The organism is Modicisalibacter muralis, assembly GCF_900102945.1.
GTDB lineage: Bacteria > Pseudomonadota > Gammaproteobacteria > Pseudomonadales > Halomonadaceae > Modicisalibacter > Modicisalibacter muralis.
The window spans coordinates 217,990-235,602 of record NZ_FNGI01000003.1 but is presented as its reverse complement, the minus strand read 5'-3'; the positions used below and the strand labels follow the sequence as shown (position 1 = coordinate 235,602).

Annotated in this window: 13 protein-coding genes; 8 read left to right on the top strand and 5 right to left on the bottom strand. The window is 63.7% G+C overall.

Annotated features, from left to right (window positions below; translation table 11 throughout):
* Window positions 1-25 precede the first annotated feature (25 nt).
* From ampD to BLR92_RS08110, 7 genes are all read left to right on the top strand, one after another.
* The gene (gene ampD, locus BLR92_RS08140; RefSeq protein WP_089727370.1) at window positions 26-592 is read left to right on the top strand and encodes a 1,6-anhydro-N-acetylmuramyl-L-alanine amidase AmpD; all 567 of its coding nucleotides are present in this window, start codon (window positions 26-28) and stop codon (window positions 590-592) included.
* Between the two features lie 324 nt (window positions 593-916).
* On the top strand, window positions 917-3,601 hold the full coding sequence (aceE, locus tag BLR92_RS08135) for a pyruvate dehydrogenase (acetyl-transferring), homodimeric type (protein ID WP_089727368.1): 2,685 nt from the start codon (window positions 917-919) through the stop codon (window positions 3,599-3,601).
* A gap of 110 nt (window positions 3,602-3,711) precedes the next feature.
* The gene (aceF, locus tag BLR92_RS08130; protein WP_089727366.1) at window positions 3,712-5,736 is read left to right on the top strand and encodes a pyruvate dehydrogenase complex dihydrolipoyllysine-residue acetyltransferase; all 2,025 of its coding nucleotides are present in this window, start codon (window positions 3,712-3,714) and stop codon (window positions 5,734-5,736) included.
* Between the two features lie 311 nt (window positions 5,737-6,047).
* Complete coding sequence (adk, locus tag BLR92_RS08125) at window positions 6,048-6,704, top strand: adenylate kinase (RefSeq protein ID WP_089727364.1); 657 nt, start codon at window positions 6,048-6,050, stop codon at window positions 6,702-6,704.
* Window positions 6,705-6,839: 135 nt separating this feature from the next.
* Complete coding sequence (gene tsaB / locus BLR92_RS08120) at window positions 6,840-7,526, top strand: tRNA (adenosine(37)-N6)-threonylcarbamoyltransferase complex dimerization subunit type 1 TsaB (RefSeq protein ID WP_089727362.1); 687 nt, start codon at window positions 6,840-6,842, stop codon at window positions 7,524-7,526.
* Window positions 7,527-7,569: 43 nt separating this feature from the next.
* Window positions 7,570-8,385, top strand: coding sequence for an undecaprenyl-diphosphate phosphatase (locus BLR92_RS08115; RefSeq protein WP_089727360.1), 816 nt, complete (start codon window positions 7,570-7,572; stop codon window positions 8,383-8,385).
* A complete protein-coding gene (locus BLR92_RS08110; protein WP_089727358.1) occupies window positions 8,373-9,146 on the top strand; it encodes a class I SAM-dependent methyltransferase in 774 nt (257 codons plus the stop codon). The genes BLR92_RS08115 and BLR92_RS08110 overlap by 13 nt, the downstream gene beginning before the upstream one ends.
* Window positions 9,147-9,161: 15 nt before the next feature.
* Here the strand turns inward: BLR92_RS08110 and plsB are convergent, their stop codons facing one another.
* On the bottom strand, window positions 9,162-11,591 hold the full coding sequence (plsB, locus tag BLR92_RS08105; RefSeq protein WP_089727356.1) for a glycerol-3-phosphate 1-O-acyltransferase PlsB: 2,430 nt from the start codon (window positions 11,589-11,591) through the stop codon (window positions 9,162-9,164).
* Between the two features lie 163 nt (window positions 11,592-11,754).
* Here plsB and BLR92_RS08100 point away from each other — a divergent pair, with 163 nt between their 5' ends.
* Entirely contained in the window at window positions 11,755-12,876 is a 1,122-nt protein-coding gene (locus BLR92_RS08100) for a phospholipase D-like domain-containing protein (RefSeq protein WP_089727355.1), read from the top strand.
* A 55-nt stretch (window positions 12,877-12,931) separates the two neighbouring features.
* Here BLR92_RS08100 and hslU read toward each other — a convergent pair whose 3' ends face one another.
* From hslU to argS, 4 genes are all read right to left on the bottom strand, one after another.
* Complete coding sequence (gene hslU / locus BLR92_RS08095; protein WP_089727353.1) at window positions 12,932-14,260, bottom strand: ATP-dependent protease ATPase subunit HslU; 1,329 nt, start codon at window positions 14,258-14,260, stop codon at window positions 12,932-12,934.
* A gap of 17 nt (window positions 14,261-14,277) precedes the next feature.
* Complete coding sequence (gene hslV, locus BLR92_RS08090) at window positions 14,278-14,796, bottom strand: ATP-dependent protease subunit HslV (RefSeq protein WP_089727351.1); 519 nt, start codon at window positions 14,794-14,796, stop codon at window positions 14,278-14,280.
* A 333-nt stretch (window positions 14,797-15,129) separates the two neighbouring features.
* Window positions 15,130-15,786, bottom strand: coding sequence for an SPOR domain-containing protein (locus tag BLR92_RS08085; protein ID WP_089727349.1), 657 nt, complete (start codon window positions 15,784-15,786; stop codon window positions 15,130-15,132).
* Between the two features lie 3 nt (window positions 15,787-15,789).
* On the bottom strand, window positions 15,790-17,475 hold the full coding sequence (gene argS, locus BLR92_RS08080) for an arginine--tRNA ligase (protein ID WP_089727347.1): 1,686 nt from the start codon (window positions 17,473-17,475) through the stop codon (window positions 15,790-15,792).
* Window positions 17,476-17,613 lie beyond the last annotated feature (138 nt).

Genomic DNA, 17,613 nt, shown 5'->3' with positions numbered 1-17,613 from the left:
CAGGATTCGGCAGGGAGGCTGTGGCATGCAAGTGAAAGAGGGCTGGCTGGAAGGCGCCAGGCGGGTGCCGTCGACCAATGCGAACGCCCGTCCCGATGACGAGATTTCGGCGCTGGTACTACACAGCATCAGCCTGCCGCCGGGCCGTTTCGATGGCGATGCCATCGAGCGTCTGTTCACCAACACCCTCGACCCCGCCGCGCATCCCTACTTCGCTAGCCTTAGCGGTTTGCGGGTTTGTGCGCATTTATTGATTCGTCGCGACGGCGAGGCGGTGCAGTTCGTGCCCTTTGAAGGGCGCGCCTGGCATGCCGGACGCTCGCGCTGGTTCGATGGCCGGCGTGAGCGTGTCGAGCTCAACGACTTCAGCATCGGCATCGAGTTGGAGGGGGACGAAATTCACCCCTACGAGGACCGCCAATATCGTACGCTGGCCAAGGCCATTCATGCGTTAATGGCGGCTTATCCGGCACTGACTCAGGAGCGCATCACCAGTCATGCCCGCATCGCGCCGCTGCGCAAGAGCGACCCGGGACCGGCCTTCGACTGGGCCTATCTTCGTCAATGCCTGCTTGCGGAAAAACCCGCGTGATATCGATGATCGTGTAGTTGAACTACAACAGGCCGCCGCCTTGGCCAATTGGCGTGCCCGATACCGTGGAGGGCGTTGATGCTGCGCCGCGACAACTGTTGTGGAAATAATTTTCACGTATGGTCCGATTGGCAGCGGGCAGCGTTTACGGTATCTTCGTGGCCAGAATCGCTGCGTATCGAGCGACTGTTTGTAAAGAAATTACCTGGTTGTTTTCGGAGACACGACCCATAGAAGGTCGCGCCCGCACTGAAGAGCGCCACATGCCCCTCCGCCCGAGGTGGAGGGCAGACTGACACAATATCTTCACCCGGAGAGACGTCTATGAGTCTGGAGGCAAGAGAAGATCTCGATCCGACCGAAACCACGGAATGGTTGGAATCCTTGGAATCGGTGTTGGATCGTGAGGGCGAAGAGCGCGCCCAGTACCTGATGAGCCGACTGGCCGACCGGTTCCGTCGCGATGGCATGCAGGTGCCCTTCTCGGTGACGACACCCCATCGCAACAGCATCCCGGTGCATCGCGAAGCGCGCATGCCCGGCGATCTGTTCATGGAGCGGCGCATCCGTTCGCTGATTCGTTGGAACATGGCCGCGCAGGTCATTCGTGCCAACAAGAAGCACAAGGGCCTCGGCGGCCACCTGGCCAGCTACATGTCGAGTGCGACCCTCTACGAGGTCGGCTTCAACCACTTCTTCCGCGCCGCCGATGGTGATTTCAAGGGCGATCTGCTGTATATCCAGGGCCATGTGGCCCCGGGCATTTACGCGCGCTCCTTCCTCGAAGGCCGGTTGACCGAAGAGCAGATGGACAACTTCCGCCAGGAAGTCGATGGCAACGGTCTTTCGTCTTACCCGCACCCCTGGTTGATGCCGGATTACTGGCAGTTCCCGACGGTTTCCATGGGCCTGGGTCCGATCACCGCGATCTATCAAGCCCACGTCATGAAGTACCTCGATGCGCGTGAGCTGCAGCCGATGCACGACCGCAAGGTCTGGGCCTTCCTCGGCGATGGCGAGTGCGACGAGCCGGAATCGCTGGGCGCGCTGCACCTGGCCAGCCGCGAGAAGCTCGACAACCTGATCTTCGTCGTCAATTGCAACCTGCAGCGTCTCGACGGCCCGGTACGCGGCAACTCGCGGATCATGGATGAGCTCGAAGGGGTGTTCCGTGGCGCCGGCTGGAACGTGCTCAAGGTGGTCTGGGGGCGTTTCTGGGATCCGCTGTTCGAGCAGGACACCAAGGGCGTGCTGCAGAAGCTCATGGACGAGACCGTCGATGGCGAGTACCAGAACTGCAAGGCCAACGGCGGCGCCTACACGCGCGAGCATTTCTTCGGCAAGTACCCGGAAACCGAAGCGATGGTCAAGGACATGTCCGACGAGGACGTCTGGAAGCTCAACCGTGGCGGCCACGATCCCTACAAGGTCTATGCGGCCTACCACGAGGCGTTCAATAATGCCAACGGCCGCCCCACGGTGATCCTCGCGCATACCGTCAAGGGCTATGGCATGGGCGGCGGTTCCGGCGAAGCCGACATGGAAGCGCACCAGATCAAGTCGATGGATACCGAGGCGCTCAAGGTATTCCGCGATCGCTTCGGCATCCCGGTGACCGACGAGCAGCTCGACAGCGGCGACATGCCGTATTTCAAGCCGGCCGACGACAGCCCCGAGATCAAGTACCTGCACATGCGTCGCGAGCAGCTCGGCGGTTACCTGCCGGCACGCAAGAGCGATTTCGAGGCCATCAAGATTCCCGGCCTCGACGACAAGATGTTCGCCAGTCAGACCAAGGGCTCGGGCGATCGCGAAATCTCGACCACCATGGCTTTCGTGCGCATTCTCAATGGCCTGGTCAAGAACAAGACCTTCGGCAAGCAGGTCGTGCCGATCATTCCCGACGAGGCGCGCACCTTCGGCATGGAGGGCATGTTCCGCCAGCTCGGCATCTATACCTCCGAAGGCCAGAAGTACGAGCCGATGGATTCCGGCCAGATCATGTTCTACCGCGAGGACAAGCAGGGCCAGATCCTCGAGGAAGGCATCACCGAAGCCGGGGCCATGTCGGCGTGGATCGCCGCGGCGACCTCGTATGCCAACCATCACCTGCCGTTGCTGCCGTTCTACATCTACTACTCGATGTTCGGCTTCCAGCGTATCGGCGACCTGGCCTGGCTGGCCGGCGACATGCAGGCGCGTGGCTTCATGGTCGGCGGTACCGCGGGGCGCACGCCGCTCAACGGCGAAGGCCTGCAGCACCAGGACGGTCACAGCCATATCCAGGCGTCGACCATCCCCAACTGCCGTAGCTACGATCCGGCCTATGCGCATGAGTTGGCGGTCATCGTCCAGGACGGCCTGAAGCGGATGTATCAGGACAAGGAAAACTGCTTCTACTACCTGACCGTGATGAACGAGAACTACCCACACCCGGAAATGCCGGAGGGGGTCGAGGACGACATCATCAAGGGCATGTATCTGCTGCGCGAAGAGAAGGGCAAGCGAGGCAAGGGCCATGTGCAACTGCTGGGTTCGGGCACCATCCTGCGCGAGGTCGAGGCCGCTGCCGCGATGCTCAAGGAGGAGTACGGTATCGGCTCCGATATCTGGAGCGTGACCAGCTTCAACGAGTTGCGGCGCGAGGCGCTCGGACTCGATCGCCAGGCATTCCTCAAGCCGCAGGACGAGCCAGCCAAGGCGCATGTGACGCAGTGCCTGGAAGGTCGCAAGGGTCCGGTCATCGCCGCTACCGATTACATGAAGCTTTATGCCGATCAGGTGCGGGCCTGGGTGCCCAGCGACTATCACGTACTCGGCACCGACGGTTACGGCCGTTCGGATACCCGCGAGAAGCTGCGCTACTTCTTCGAAGTCGACCGCTACTTCGTCACCGTGGCGGCGCTCAAGGCGTTGGCCGAGCGTGGCGAGATCGACCGCAAGGTCGTCGCGGATGCCATCGAGAAGTATGGCATCGACCCGAACAAGCCTAATCCGCTGGTCTCCTGAGGGCGCGATGACTGCTGGCGAGGCGGCAAGGCAGGCTACGCTTGGATGTAGCCTGCCCGCCCCAGCACGATTTGCGCCTGCGGCAAGCACGATTTGAAAGGAGCGCGACCTTGAGTAGCGAAATCATCAAAGTCCCAGACATCGGCGGTAGCACCGATGTCGAAATCATCGAAGTCACGGTGAGTGAAGGCGACGTGATCGCGCCGGAAGACACCATGATCACCCTCGAATCCGACAAGGCCAGCATGGATGTGCCGGCGCCCAAGGGCGGCAAGGTCGTCAAGGTGCTGGTCAAGGAGGGCGATACCGTCTCCGAGGGCGACGATATCCTCGAGTTGGAAGCCGAGGGCGGCGGCGAGGACGACGCCGAGAAAGACGACGGCGCAGCGGATGACGAGAAAGAAGCCGACCAGCAGCCCGCCAAGCAGCAGAAGAGCGACGACGCCAAACCGGCGAAGGAAAAAGCCTCGGGCGGCGGCAAGCGCACCGTGGAGATCAAGGTTCCCGACATCGGTGGCAGCACCGATGTGGAGATCATCGAGATCGCGGTGGCCGAGGGCGACGAAATCGATGCCGAGGATGCCCTGATCACCCTGGAGTCCGACAAGGCCTCGATGGACGTGCCCAGCCCGCATAGCGGCAAGCTCGTTTCGCTGGCGGTCAAGGAGGGCGATACCGTCTCCGAGGGCGACGTTATCGGTAGCATGGAAATTGCCGGCGAGGGTGGCGAGGACGAACCCGAGGGCGACGAGGCATCGGACGAATCCTCCGACGCAGCGCCTGCCGACGACGGTGACTCTGACAGCGACAAGGAAGGTGACGAAGCCGCCAGCGGTGAGCCGGAGCGCAAGGAGATTCGCGTTCCCGATATCGGCGGTAGCGAGAACGTGCCGATCATCGAGGTCGCCGTCGCCGAGGGTGACGAGATCGACGAGGAAGATGCGCTGATCACCCTGGAATCCGACAAGGCCTCGATGGACGTGCCCAGCCCGTTCAAGGGCAAGCTTGTCGGGCTCAGCGTGAAGGAAGGCGACACCGTCTCCGAAGGCGACCTGATCGGCTATGTAGAGGTGGCTGGCGCCGCCAAGCCGAAAAACGCCGAGGCGCCGAAGCGCGAAGCGGCGCCGAGCGGCGAGAAGAAATCCGCCGACAAGCAGGCCGAGGCCAAGCCGAGCCCCGAGGCGCAGATGGCCGCGCACAAGCCACGCGAAGGCAAGCTGGTGCATGCCGGTCCGGCGGTGCGCATGCTGGCGCGCGAGCTGGGTGTCGATCTGGCTCAGGTCAAGCCCAGTGGCCCCAAGGATCGTGTGCTCAAGGAAGACGTTCACGCCTTCGTCAAGCAGGCGATGCAGCAGCGTTCGGCAGCGCCGGAGCAAGCCGCGACAGCCACCGGTGGCGCCGGCATTCCGCCGATCCCGGCGGTCGACTTCAGCCAGTTCGGCGAGGTCGAGGAGCAGCCGATGGGGCGCCTGCTCAAGATGGGGGCCACCAACCTGCATCGCAGTTGGCTGAACGTGCCGCACGTCACGCAATTCGACGAGGCCGACATCACCGACCTGGAAGCCTTCCGCAAGTCGATGAAGGCCGAGGCGGAAGCCGAGGGCGCCAAGCTCACCCCGCTGCCGTTCCTGGTCAAGGCCTGCGCCTTCGCGCTGCGCAAGTTCCCGCAGTTCAACGTCAGCCTGCACCCCGACGGCGAGACCCTGGTATGGAAGAAATACGTGCATATCGGTGTCGCCGTGGATACCCCGAACGGGTTGATGGTGCCGGTGATCCGCGATGCCGATAAGAAGTCGCTGATCGAGTTGGCCAAGGAATCGGTGGAGCTGGCCAAGAAGGCCCAGACCAAGAAGCTCAAGCGCGAGGAGATGCAGGGTGGCTGCTTCACCATCTCGAGCCTGGGCTCGATTGGTGGCACCGCCTTTACGCCCATCGTCAACGCCCCGGAGGTCGCCATTCTGGGTATCTCCAAGGCGCAGATGAAACCGGTATGGGATGGTAGCGACTTCGTGCCACGGCTGATGATGCCGCTGTGCCTGTCCTACGATCACCGCGCGGTCAACGGTGCCGACGCGGCGCGCTTCACGGCGCTCCTCTCCCAGGTGCTGAGCGATGTCAGAAGGATGCTGATGTAAGCGGCACACCGGCAGTGCAAGCAAGGCGGCCTCGCGGGGCCGCCTTTTTTCTTCGCCGGGCTCGCATCCAGCGCGGGTCGCTGCGAGTTACGCGGTGCCAGACCAAGGGTTAATGGCATGCCCGGTGTTGACCGTTACAGTGAATGACATGCGGCATCGTGACGCGCGCGACGATTTAGCGGCTTGTCTGACCTGGGCGCCACAGGTATCGTCTCAGGCCATTCATTTTTTGCGATGGGCGGCCCCGCGTCCGCTTAATACTATTAAAATTCGATAATAAGCAACGACTCGAACTTCAAGGAGCAGCACAGATGCGTTTGATTCTGTTGGGCGCCCCCGGTGCCGGCAAGGGCACTCAGGCTCAGTTCATCTGCGAGCGTTTCGGCATCCCGCAGATTTCCACCGGCGATATGTTGCGCGCGGCGGTCAAGGAAGGCAGCGAGTTGGGCCTCAAGGTCAATGAGATCATGACCAGCGGTGGGCTGGTCTCCGATGACATCATCATCGCCCTGGTCAAGGAACGCATCAGCCTCCGCGATTGTGCCAACGGCTTCCTGTTCGACGGCTTCCCGCGCACCCTTCCTCAGGCCGATGCCATGAAGGAAGCCAACGTCAAGCTCGACCACGTGCTCGAAATCGCCGTCGACGACGAAGAGATCGTCAAGCGTCTGGCGGGGCGTCGCGTGCATCCCGGCTCGGGGCGGGTCTACCACGTCGAATACAACCCGCCCAAGGAAGAGGGCAAGGACGATGTCACCGGCGAGGCGCTGATTCAGCGCGACGACGACCGCGAGTCGACGGTGCGCAACCGCTTGTCGGTCTACCATGAGCAGACCGCGCCGCTGGTCGAGTACTATCGCCAGTGGGCCGAGCAGGAGCCGGCAGCCGCTCCGGCCTGCCATCGCATCGAAGGCGTGGGCAGCGTCAGCGACATTCGCGCCCAGGTGATCGCAGCGCTGGAAGGCTGATCGAACGATCCATGACGCCCGAGTACCCATGACTCGGGCTGCGCGATCCGAACCGCTGGCATTGGTTGGCAGGGCTTTTGCCAGACCGGCGGCGGTCGTATAATCCGCGCTTCACTTCATTAACCATGAGCGCCCATGCCGACGCTGCTGGCCCTGGATGCCTCCTCGAGTGCCTGTTCCTGCGCTGTATGGCGCGATGGCGAGGTATTCTCCCGTTTTGCCCTGACTCCCCGCGAGCACACTCGTCGGTTGATGCCGATGATCGACGAGGTGCTGACCGAGGCCGGGCTGGTCCCCGCCGATCTCGATGCGCTGGCCTATGGTCGTGGGCCGGGTTCCTTCACCGGCCTGCGTATTGCCGCCGGGGTGGCTCAGGGGCTGGCATTCGGTCTCGGGCGACCGCTGATCGGCGTATCGACACTCCAGGCGCTGGCGCTCGCCGCCCACCGCCAGCATCATCTGCGCTATGTGATCCCGGCGCTGGATGCGCGCATGAACGAGATCTACGTGGCGGCCTATCACTGCCGCGACGGCCAACTGACGCCGCTGCTCGATGAGGCGGTGATGGCGCCACAGCGATTCAGCCTGCCCGAGGCCTGTCGTGACGCCGACTGGAGCGGCGTGGGCTCCGGCTGGACACTGTGGGATAGCATGCCGCCGCTGATCCAGGATGCACTGAGCCAGCGCCTGCCGGATATGCAACCGGCCGCCGCCGAGATGGCGCGCCTGGCGGCCGAAGCCTTCGCCGCCGGTCAGGGCCAGCCAGCGCATGCGGTACAACCGGTCTACCTGCGCGACCGGGTCGCCTGGCAGCGTGGCTAGTTCCACCCGTTGATCTTCTTTCCACCGATATAGGCACGTACCCATGGATTGGTTGCAATTGGTGTCTCTGGCCCTGATTCAGGGTCTCACGGAATTCCTGCCGATCTCCTCTTCCGCGCATCTGATTCTACCCTCGCAATTGCTGGGCTGGCCGGATCAGGGCCTGGCCTTCGATGTCGCGGTACATGTCGGCAGCTTGATGGCGGTGATACTGGCTTTTCGTCGCGAGGTGATCGAAATACTGAGCGGCTGGTTCGGTCAGTTCGCTGGCACCGGCTCGCTCGCATCACGTCAAACCGACGCCAGTTGGCTGGGTTGGATGGTGCTGCTGGCCACGCTGCCGGCGGTCATCTTCGGCGGTTTGTTCAGCGGCTTGATCGAAACCTCGCTGCGTTCGTCGCTGGTCATCGCCATAACCACCTTCGGCTTCGGCATCTTGCTGTGGTGGGCCGACGTGCGCGGCGCGAGAATTCATGATCTTACCCGTCTGACACTCAAGGCGGCGTTGATCATCGGGCTATTCCAGGCGATAGCCCTGATTCCCGGCACCTCGCGCTCCGGTATTACCATGACCGCAGCGCTACTGCTGGGCTTCGATCGCCAGAGTTCGGCGCGCTTCTCCTTTTTGCTATCGATTCCGTTAATCATCGCCGCTGGCGTGCTCAAGGGTTACGAGTTGGTCGAGTCGGGTAGCGATGTGGCGATGCAGGACATACTGCTGGGCGTTGGGCTGTCATTCGTCGCTGCGTTAATTTGCATCAAGCTGTTTCTTGCCGCCCTGGATCGTATCGGCATGTGGCCGTTCGCCGCCTATCGCCTGGTGCTCGGGGTCGTGCTATTCCTGCTATGGCTAGGGTGAAGAGCGATGTGGTGGCGGTTGGCGAGGCATTGCGCCCGCTGGCCGAGCGGCTGGGGTTGGCCTGGGCGTCGGCTCAGCCGGCTCAGGGGTTGGCGCTGATCGAAACGCCGCAAGGCCTGGCCATTGCTGGCGACCCCCTGCGTTACGGCAATCCACTGGTGGTGGATTTTGCCACCGGCAGGGCCGATCACCGGCGGCGTTTCGGCGGTGGGCGTGGGCAATTGGTGGCCAAGGCCTGCGGGCTGGGCAAGGGCGTTACGCCGCGAGTAGTCGACGCCACGGCCGGGCTGGGGCGCGACGCCTTCGTACTCGCCGGGTTGGGTGCTCCGGTGTTGATGCTCGAGCGCATGCCGGCGATCTTCGCGTTGCTCGAGGATGGTCTGAGGCGCGCGCTAGGCGCCGACGCCGAAATTCACGACATCGCCATGCGCTTGCAGGCGCGCTGGGCCGACGCTGCCAGTGACCTGGCGGGTGCCGTTGTCGCAAGCGGTTTCGAGGCGCAGGTGATTCATCTCGACCCGATGTTCCCCCACCGCGACAAGTCGGCGCTGGTCAAGAAGGAGATGCGCGTGTTTCGTGAGCTGGCCGGCGACGATGACGATGCGCCGCGCCTGCTCGAGGCGGCGCTGGACGTCGCGACGCATCGTGTGGCGGTCAAGCGCCCGCGTCGGGCGCCACCGATTGCCGGGCCACGACCGGCGCATGTCATCGAAACCCGAACCAGCCGCTACGATCTCTACGTGCATCGTTCGTTGAGATAACCTCCGCCCCGCCGCTCACTGCCGAGCCAGTTGCGAGAGGCGATGACGCAGCGCCGGGTCGAACAGCGCGCGGCCGCGTTGCTGAGCGACTTCCAGGGCGGCATCGAAGCATAGCCGGTCGTTTTCCTGCCACAGCCAGCCTTCGTCTTCGAGCACGTCGAGCAAGCCACTGAACAGCCGGCGGTCGGAGAATTCCGGCGCATTGAGCCCCGAGAGCAGCGTCAGGCGCTCGGCCAGTTGGCGGCTGTGCTCCTCCAGCGACTCGCGGGTCAGGCTGCCGCTGGGGTAACGCAACAGCGCGGCCAGCAGCAGGTAGCCACGCTCCAGCGACGGCTGGATCAAGCGCCCGAGCAACAGCAGCCGCTCGCTGTTCGGCTCGTGCCCCGGCGGTCGGCTCCAGGTTCCATCCTGCTGATGCAGCAAGCCCTGCTGGCCTAGCAATTCGAGGGTTTCGCCCAGCGCATCGCGAAAATTCGCCAGCGGCGAGACGAACAGCTCATGGCCGATCAGTGGCCAGGCCGGGGCCAGCAGTTCATGCAGGGTATCGACATCGAAGCGCGGGTTATTGCGAAAGGCGAACGCCACCAGCGCGGGTAGCGCGAACAGGTGTAGCACGTTGTTGCGATACCAGGTCAGCAGGGTGGCCTGCTGATGACCGGCGAGAATCAGCTCGCCCAGCGCCTGATCGTGGCGCTCGATGAAGCCGAGTGTCTTGGCTTCGGCGAGCCACGCCTCGGGATCGCCGCCGGGCAGGCTGATGTTTGCCCCGCCGGGCCGGCGCTGCTGCAAGGCCACCAGCAGCGCCATCTGCTCCTTGAGCAGCTCCGCCTCGATGGCGCGGTGTGGCGTGGCCAGCAGTACCAGGGCGACCAGATTGACCGAGTTGAGCGCGGCGGCGGCGTTGATGCGCATGCTCAGTTCGCGTCCCAGCGCCGGCACGACGCGCGACAGCCACGGTGGCCGGGCCTGGTCGCGGTCGTGACGCCAGCCAGGCGCGCGAGCGTCGAGAAACTCGCCGAGCTTGAGCGGTTCGCCGACGTTCACCGCCACGCGTCCGAATGGCTGGCGCAGGCGTTTCAGCACCTTGAAAAGGTCGAGTGGCGATTCCTTCTTCTTGCCTGCGCCCTGCAGCTCTTTCAGATAGCTCGAGCTTTCCAGCACTTTTTCGTAACCGATATACACCGGCACGAAAGCCAGTTCGCGCTGGGTGCCGCGCAGATAGGAGCGTAGCGTCATCGCCAGCATGCCGGGGCGTGGTGTCAGCATGCGGCCGCTGCGCGAACGCCCACCCTCGATGAAATACTCGACCGGATGACCGCGCGATAGCAGGCGATGCAGGTATTCGTTGAATACCGCCGAGTACAGGCGGTTGTCCTTGAAGCTGCGGCGCATGAAAAAGGCTCCACCACGGCGCAGCAGCGGGCCGACGATGGGCATGTCGAGGTTGCGGCCGGCGGCGACGTGCGGCGGCATCAGCCCTTCGCGATAGAGCACATAGGACAGCAGCAGATAATCGACATGGCTGCGGTGGCAGGGCACGTAAACCAGCGTGGCCTCACCGGCCAATTGCTTGGTGCGCTCGAGTCCCTGAACCTGCACGCCGGCATACAGCTGATTCCATAAGCGCTGCAGCAGCTGGTCCATGAAGCGCAGCACCGGGTAGCTCATGTTGGAGGCAATCTCGCGACCGTAGCGCTCGGCACGGCGCTGGGTGCGCTCACGCGATTGCCGCTGGGCAATGGCGCACTCGCCGACCACGCGCTGAATGTCGCGACTGGCTACCACGCCCTCGATCAGGGTATGCCGATGCGACAGATCCGGCCCGAGCACGCGGGTCCGCACGCGGCGAAAATGCACGCGCACCAGTCGCGCTATCTTGCGGCTGGTGAGCTCCGGCGGGCGATCGTCGATCAGCTCGCGTAGCGCTAGCGGGGTGCCCAGGTGCAACTCGACGTTGCGACCGTTGACCAGTACCGACAACAGTCGCCGCAGGCGACCGGTGAGCTGCCAGCTATCGGCGGCCAGCAGTTTCCAGAAACCGAAGGTCTTGCCCGGCGCGCGCCCCCAGAACACGCTGACCGGCACCAGTTGCACGTCGAGCTCGGGATGTTGCTCGAGTGTCGCGACCAAGGCGGCGAAGGGTGGGCGCTTGCGTGGCAAACGCCCCCACAGGCGGCGTCCCTGCTTGGGCAGCGCCATGCAGCTGTTGAGCGCGAGTGGCCCCAGTTGCAGCCGTGCATCCGGGGCGGGCAGGTCATGGCGCCGGCAGAAGTCATCCAGCAGCAGGCTATCCGAGAGCGCCGGATGCGGCAGAACGTAAAGCGTCGCCCGCGTGGGATCGAGATTCAGGGTTTGCGGGTCGGGCTCGACCAGGCGCAGTTCGACCCAGGCGGCCAGCAGGCGCCGAAGCGGGGTGCGCAGCGAGTGCAGCAACGAAGTGAGCAAGGCGATCCCTTGTGCCGGCCAAAGAAGGTTCGGGCATTATAGCGACTGAGTAAGGTTGCGGTCGTCAGTGTATGGGTAACGTTAACACCCGTATCGTTATGCATGACAAGGTAACATGCTAGCCAGGCAAGACGGCCCGGCAAGTTTCCAGCAGGAGAAGCGGATGCGCGGAGTGTGGCGAAACGGCAATCGTTTTGCGTTATTGCCCGAGAGCAAGTGCTTCCTGCCGGCCATGGCATCGGCCATCGAGTCCGCCGAGGCATCGATCGTGCTCGAGCTGTATCTGATGGAAACGGGACGGCTGGCGGATCGCTTGATTGCGGCGCTCGGCGTTGCCGCTCGGCGTGGCGTTGCGGTGATGGTGCTACTCGACGGCTACGGGGCGATGGGGCTCGTCGAGCATGACCGACAACGCTTGCGCGATGCGGGTGTGGCGCTGCGCTTTTTCAATCCGTTGGCCTGGCAGCGCTGGGGCAAGAACCTGACGCGCGATCACCGCAAGTTGCTGATCATTGACGGCCGGGTGGCGTTTACCGGTGGTTTCGGGGCGATGGATGTCTTTCTCGACAGCTGGTTCGATGTCGCGGTGCGTATCGAAGGGCCGGTAGTCACCGATTGGATGCGGTTGTTCTCGCGGCTATGGGACTCGCCACTGACGCATGGTGAGGGCGACCCACGGTTGATCAAACGCCTGATCACGCACATCACGGCGCTGGAAACCTACCAGGGCATGCGTGGCCGTGTGGTGTGGGGGCAGGGTTACCGCTATCAGGCATTGCGCCGTTCACTGCATCGCCAGGTCGCCGAGGCGCGCCAGCGCATCTGGTTCTGTACGCCGTATTTCGTGCCCACGCTCGGCCTGCGCAGGCGACTGGCGAGAGCCGCGCGGCGTGGTATCGATGTGCGCCTGCTGCTGCCTGGCGACGCCCACGATCACCCCGGCGTGCGCTACGCGGGGCAGCGCTTCTATGGCCGCCTGTTACGCGCTGGAGTGCGCATCTTCGAGTTTCAGCCCTCTTTCATTCATGCCAAGTTCTCGCTGGCGGATGACTGGGCGAGCGTCGGTTCCTGCAACTTCGATCATTGGAGCCTGCAATGGAATCTGGAAGCCAATCAGGAAGTGGTGGATTCGCGCTTCGCCGCCGAGGTGGCGGCGTTGTTCGAGCGCAATTTCGCCCTCAGCCGCGAAATCAGCAGCGGGCAGTGGGCGAAACGTCCAAGGTTGCAGCGCCTGCGTGAATGGGCCTATGGAACGCTGGATGCCTGGGTGACGCGGTTACGATAGCCGCGACAGGCCACGCGGGCGTGCCGCGAAACGCGTGACCCGCGTAGCTCGCCACTCAGAGTATGTAGCGCGACAGGTCTTCGTCCATGGCCAGTTCGCCAAGCTGTGAATTGACGTAGTCGGCATCGATGACCAGCGGGCCGGGCATGTCGCCACCCTGGAACGAGGCCTCCTCGAGCAGGCGCTCCATCACCGTATGCAGGCGTCGCGCGCCGATGTTCTCGGTGCCTTCGTTGACCTGCCAGGCAATTTCGGCGATGCGTGCGATGCCGTCGTCGCTGAATTCGATCGCCAGCCCTTCGGTCGCCATCAGCGCCTGATATTGCTTGGTCAGTGCGGCGGACGGCTCGGTGAGTATGCGCCGGAAATCCTCGGGCGACAGCGCCGAAAGCTCGACACGGATCGGCAGGCGACCCTGTAGTTCGGGAATCAGGTCCGAAGGCTTGGAAAGGTGGAAGGCCCCGGAGGCGATGAACAGGATGTGATCGGTTTTGATCATGCCGTACTTGGTCGACACCGTCGAGCCTTCGATCAGCGGCAGCAGGTCGCGCTGAACCCCCTCGCGGGAGACCTCGGCGCCGCCGGAATCGCCGCGTTTGGCGACCTTGTCGATCTCGTCGAGAAAGACGATGCCATTCTCTTCCACCGCCTCGATGGCGCGACGCTTGATATCCTCGTCGTTGACCAGTTTGGCGGCTTCCTCGTCGCGCAGTAGTTGCCAGGCATCCTTGACCGCGACGCGCTTGCTTTCGGTCTTCTGCTTGCCCATGTTGGAGAACATGCTCTGCAACTGGCTGGTCATCTCTTCCATGCCGGGTGGCCCGGCGATATCGAAACCGCTGCTCTGCGGGGTGATCTCGATATCGATCTCCTTGTCGTCGAGCTGGCCCTCGCGGAGTTTCTTGCGAAATAGCTGACGCGTCGAGGAGTCGTCGCGGGCGCTGTCGTACTCGCTACCGCGTGGGCGCGGCAGCAAGGCATCGAGAATACGGTCCTCGGCAGCATCGTCGGCCCGGTAGCGTACCTCTTCCTTGGCCTGCTCGCGAACCATCTTGATCGACATTTCGATCAGATCGCGCACGATCGATTCGACATCGCGGCCGACATAGCCGACTTCGGTGAACTTGGTCGCTTCGATCTTGATGAACGGCGCCCGGGCCAGCTTGGCCAGGCGGCGAGCGATCTCGGTCTTGCCGACCCCGGTGGGGCCGATCATCAGGATATTCTTGGGCGTGACCTCGGGGCGCAACTCGTCGTCGAGTTGCATGCGCCGCCAGCGGTTACGCAGGGCAATGGCCACGGCGCGCTTGGCATCGTGCTGGCCGATGATGTACTGGTCCAGCGCGTGGACGATCTCGCGAGGGGTCATCTGGGATTGAGACATGGCTCCGGGCCCTTCCTTCACAGCTCTTCGAGCGTGATGTGGTGATTGGTGTAGACGCAGATATCGGCGGCGATGTTCAGCGATTTTTCGGTGATGTCCCGGGCGCTGAGTTCGGTGTTCTCGAGCAGCGCGCGGGCCGCCGACTGGGCGAAATTGCCGCCGGAGCCGATCGCGATGACGCCGCGTTCGGGCTCGACCACATCGCCGTTGCCGGTAATGATCAGCGAGGCATTCTTGTCGGCGACTATCAGCAGTGCCTCGAGGCGACGCAAGGCGCGATCGGTGCGCCAGTCCTTGGCCAGCTCGACGGCAGCCTTGACCAAGTGCCCCTGATACTTCTCCAATTGCGACTCGAAGCGTTCGAACAGCGTGAAGGCGTCGGCGGTGCCCCCGGCGAAACCGGCCAGCACCTGGCCGCGATAGAGGCGGCGAACCTTGCTGGCGTTGCCCTTCATCACCGTATCGCCCAATGACACCTGGCCATCGCCGGCGAGCGCGACCTGATCGCCACGGCGCACGGATACGATCGTCGTCATGCTGGAACTCCCTGAATGGAAGTGATCGGTTCGATCCCTCCCGATGACTTAAGGCGCCGCCATTGACCGGGCGCCTAGCGTGAATTAACAGGGAGATGCGGGCGCCGGTCGATGAAATCAAGCGGGGCCACTTTGGCGGCGCCGCCGAGCCAGGGCCACTTTGGCACGATGCCAAGTCTAAACGTCCGAAGCTGGCCGGTTTCCTTACGAAAAGTTGTCGAGCGATGACCAGGCAAGGCAAAAATCGGCGAACTAGCGGAGTTTACGAGTCGTAAATGAGCATAGTGAGCCGATTTTTAACGCAGCATGGGCGAGCGCAGGCACTTTTCTCGGTCAGTTCTGTAGCTTGATCAGCAGCGGCTCGATACCCTGGGTCACCATCAGGTCGCGGGCACGGCTGAGTTCGCGGGTGTCCTGGTAGGGCCCGACCTGAACGCGATGCCAGGTCTGGTTGCCATTGGCCTTGACCGTGGTGATCTTGGCCAGCAGGCCGAGATCCTCGAGGCGGCCGGCGAGGCGCTGGGCATCGTTGGCATCCTGGAACGAGGCTGCCTGGAGCATGAAGCTACCGGCGCTCGCGGTGCCGTCGGCGGCTTCGCCCGATTCGGTATCTGCCTGTGGTCGCGGCGTCGAGTGGTAAGCCTCGACCTTGGGCGCGATGACCTCGGACTCCGGCAGCAAGGTGTAGAACTCGAACGTCGGCATGCGCGGTTTGGTGGGTGCCTCGGACTGGCTCTCGCCGGATGCCGCCGCCGTCTCCTCGGCGGCGGGCGCGGTGGCGCTGGAAGGGGGTTTGGGCACCACCGTGGCGACGGGTGGCGCGGTCTGCTGGAAGTATTGCGACAGTGCGAAGCCGGCGATCAGCCCGGCCAGCCCCCATAGCCAGCCGGGTATGCTAAGGCGCCCCTGCTGCTGACGGGGCGCGCGACGCGTCGTCGCGCCTTTGGGCGCGGCGCGACGTGTCGACTTCTGTGCGGGACGACGTGCCATGGTTTACATCTCCTCCGGGGCGCCGACACCCAATAGATCCAATCCGTTGCGAATCACCTGACGCGTGGCCAGGCCCAGTGCCAGGCGAGAGTTGCGGGTTGCGCCGTCGTCGACCATGACCTTGACCGCGTTGTAGCAGGTGTGGAAATCGGCGGCGAGGTCTTGCAGGTATTGGGCGATCTGCTGCGGTTCGCGGCTCGCGGCGGCATGTTCGACCACCTCGGGAAAGCGTGCCAGGCGGTTCATCAGCGCCTTTTCCTGATCGGCCTCGAGCAGCGCCAGGTGCTCGCGCGCCACTGCGAGATCGAAAGGCAGGCCATCGGACTCGGCACGGCGCATCACGCTGCACACGCGGGCGTGCGCGTATTGCACGTAATACACCGGGTTGTCGTTGGACTGCGAGCGCGCCAGGTCGATATCGAAGGTCAACTGCGAATCGGCGCGCCGCGCGGCGAGGAAATAGCGGGTGGCGTCACGTCCGACCTCGTCGATCAAGTCACGCAGCGTGACGTAGCTGCCGGCGCGCTTGGAGAGTTTTACCTCCACGCCCGAGCGGGTCACCAGTACCATCTGGTGCAGCACGTAATCGGGCCAGCCGCTGGGAATGCCGATCTCCAGTGCCTGCAGGCCGGCACGCACACGAGTCACCGTGGAATGGTGATCGGCGCCCTGTTCGTCGATGACCTGCTTGAAGCCGCGCTGCCATTTGTTGAGGTGATAGGCGACGTCGGGAACGAAGTAGGTGTAGGCGCCGTCGCTCTTGCGCATCACCCGGTCCTTGTCGTCGCCGAAGTCGGTGGTGCGCAGCCACAGGGCGCCGTCCTGCTCGTAGGTATGACCGCCGGCGATCAGCCGCTGCACGGTCTCTTCGACCTTGTTCTCGCTGTACAGCGAGGATTCGAGGAAGTAGACGTCGAACTCGACGCCGAAGGCCTTGAGGTCGAGATCCTGCTCGCGGCGCAGGTAGGCCACGGCGAAGCGGCGGATCGCCTCGAGATCGTCGCCATCGGCGGCGGCGGTGACATGCTGGTCGTCGGCATCGACGGTGTCGCCGGCAAGATAGCCGAGCGCGACGTCGTTGATGTAAGCGCCGCGATAACCGTCTTCGGGCCAGGCGCCGTCGTCCGGCGTGAGTCCCTTGACGCGCGCCTGCACCGACAGCGCCAGGTTGGCGATCTGGGCGCCGGCGTCGTTGTAATAGAACTCGCGGGTGACATCATAGCCGGTAGCCTCGAGCAGACGACACAGGCAGTCGCCGATCGCCGCGCCGCGACCGTGACCGACATGCAGTGGCCCGGTGGGGTTGGCAGAGACGAATTCCACCTGCACCTTCTGGCCGGCCCCCGTGAGACTGCGCCCGAAGGTATCGCCGGCGTCGAGGATCGCCGGCACGATACGGGCCACGGCATCGGTGGCGGCGAAGACGTTAATGAAACCGGGGCCGGCGATTTCGACCTTTCGAACGGCATCGCTTTTTGGCAGAGCGTCGATCAGTAGCTCGGCCAACTCGCGGGGCTGCTTGCCCGCCGGCTTGGCGAGCATCAGCGCCAGGTTGCTGGCGTAATCGCCGTGGGCCTTGTCCTTGGTCGGATCGACCTTGATTGCCGGCGACGTATCTTCGGGCACGACGCCCCGCCGCTTGAGTGTGGCCAGTGCTTCGTTGAGCAGCGAGATGATGGTGTCTTTCATGTGGCGTGCAGCGTCCTGTAGCCCGAGTGGTGCGGCGCGTGAAATCGTCGCTCAAGCATGAGCGTGGTCGGTCATTATCGGCAATTGCGGCCCGGCTTTAAACCCTAGCCCGGCTTCGCCGGGAGCTTAAAGCTGGAA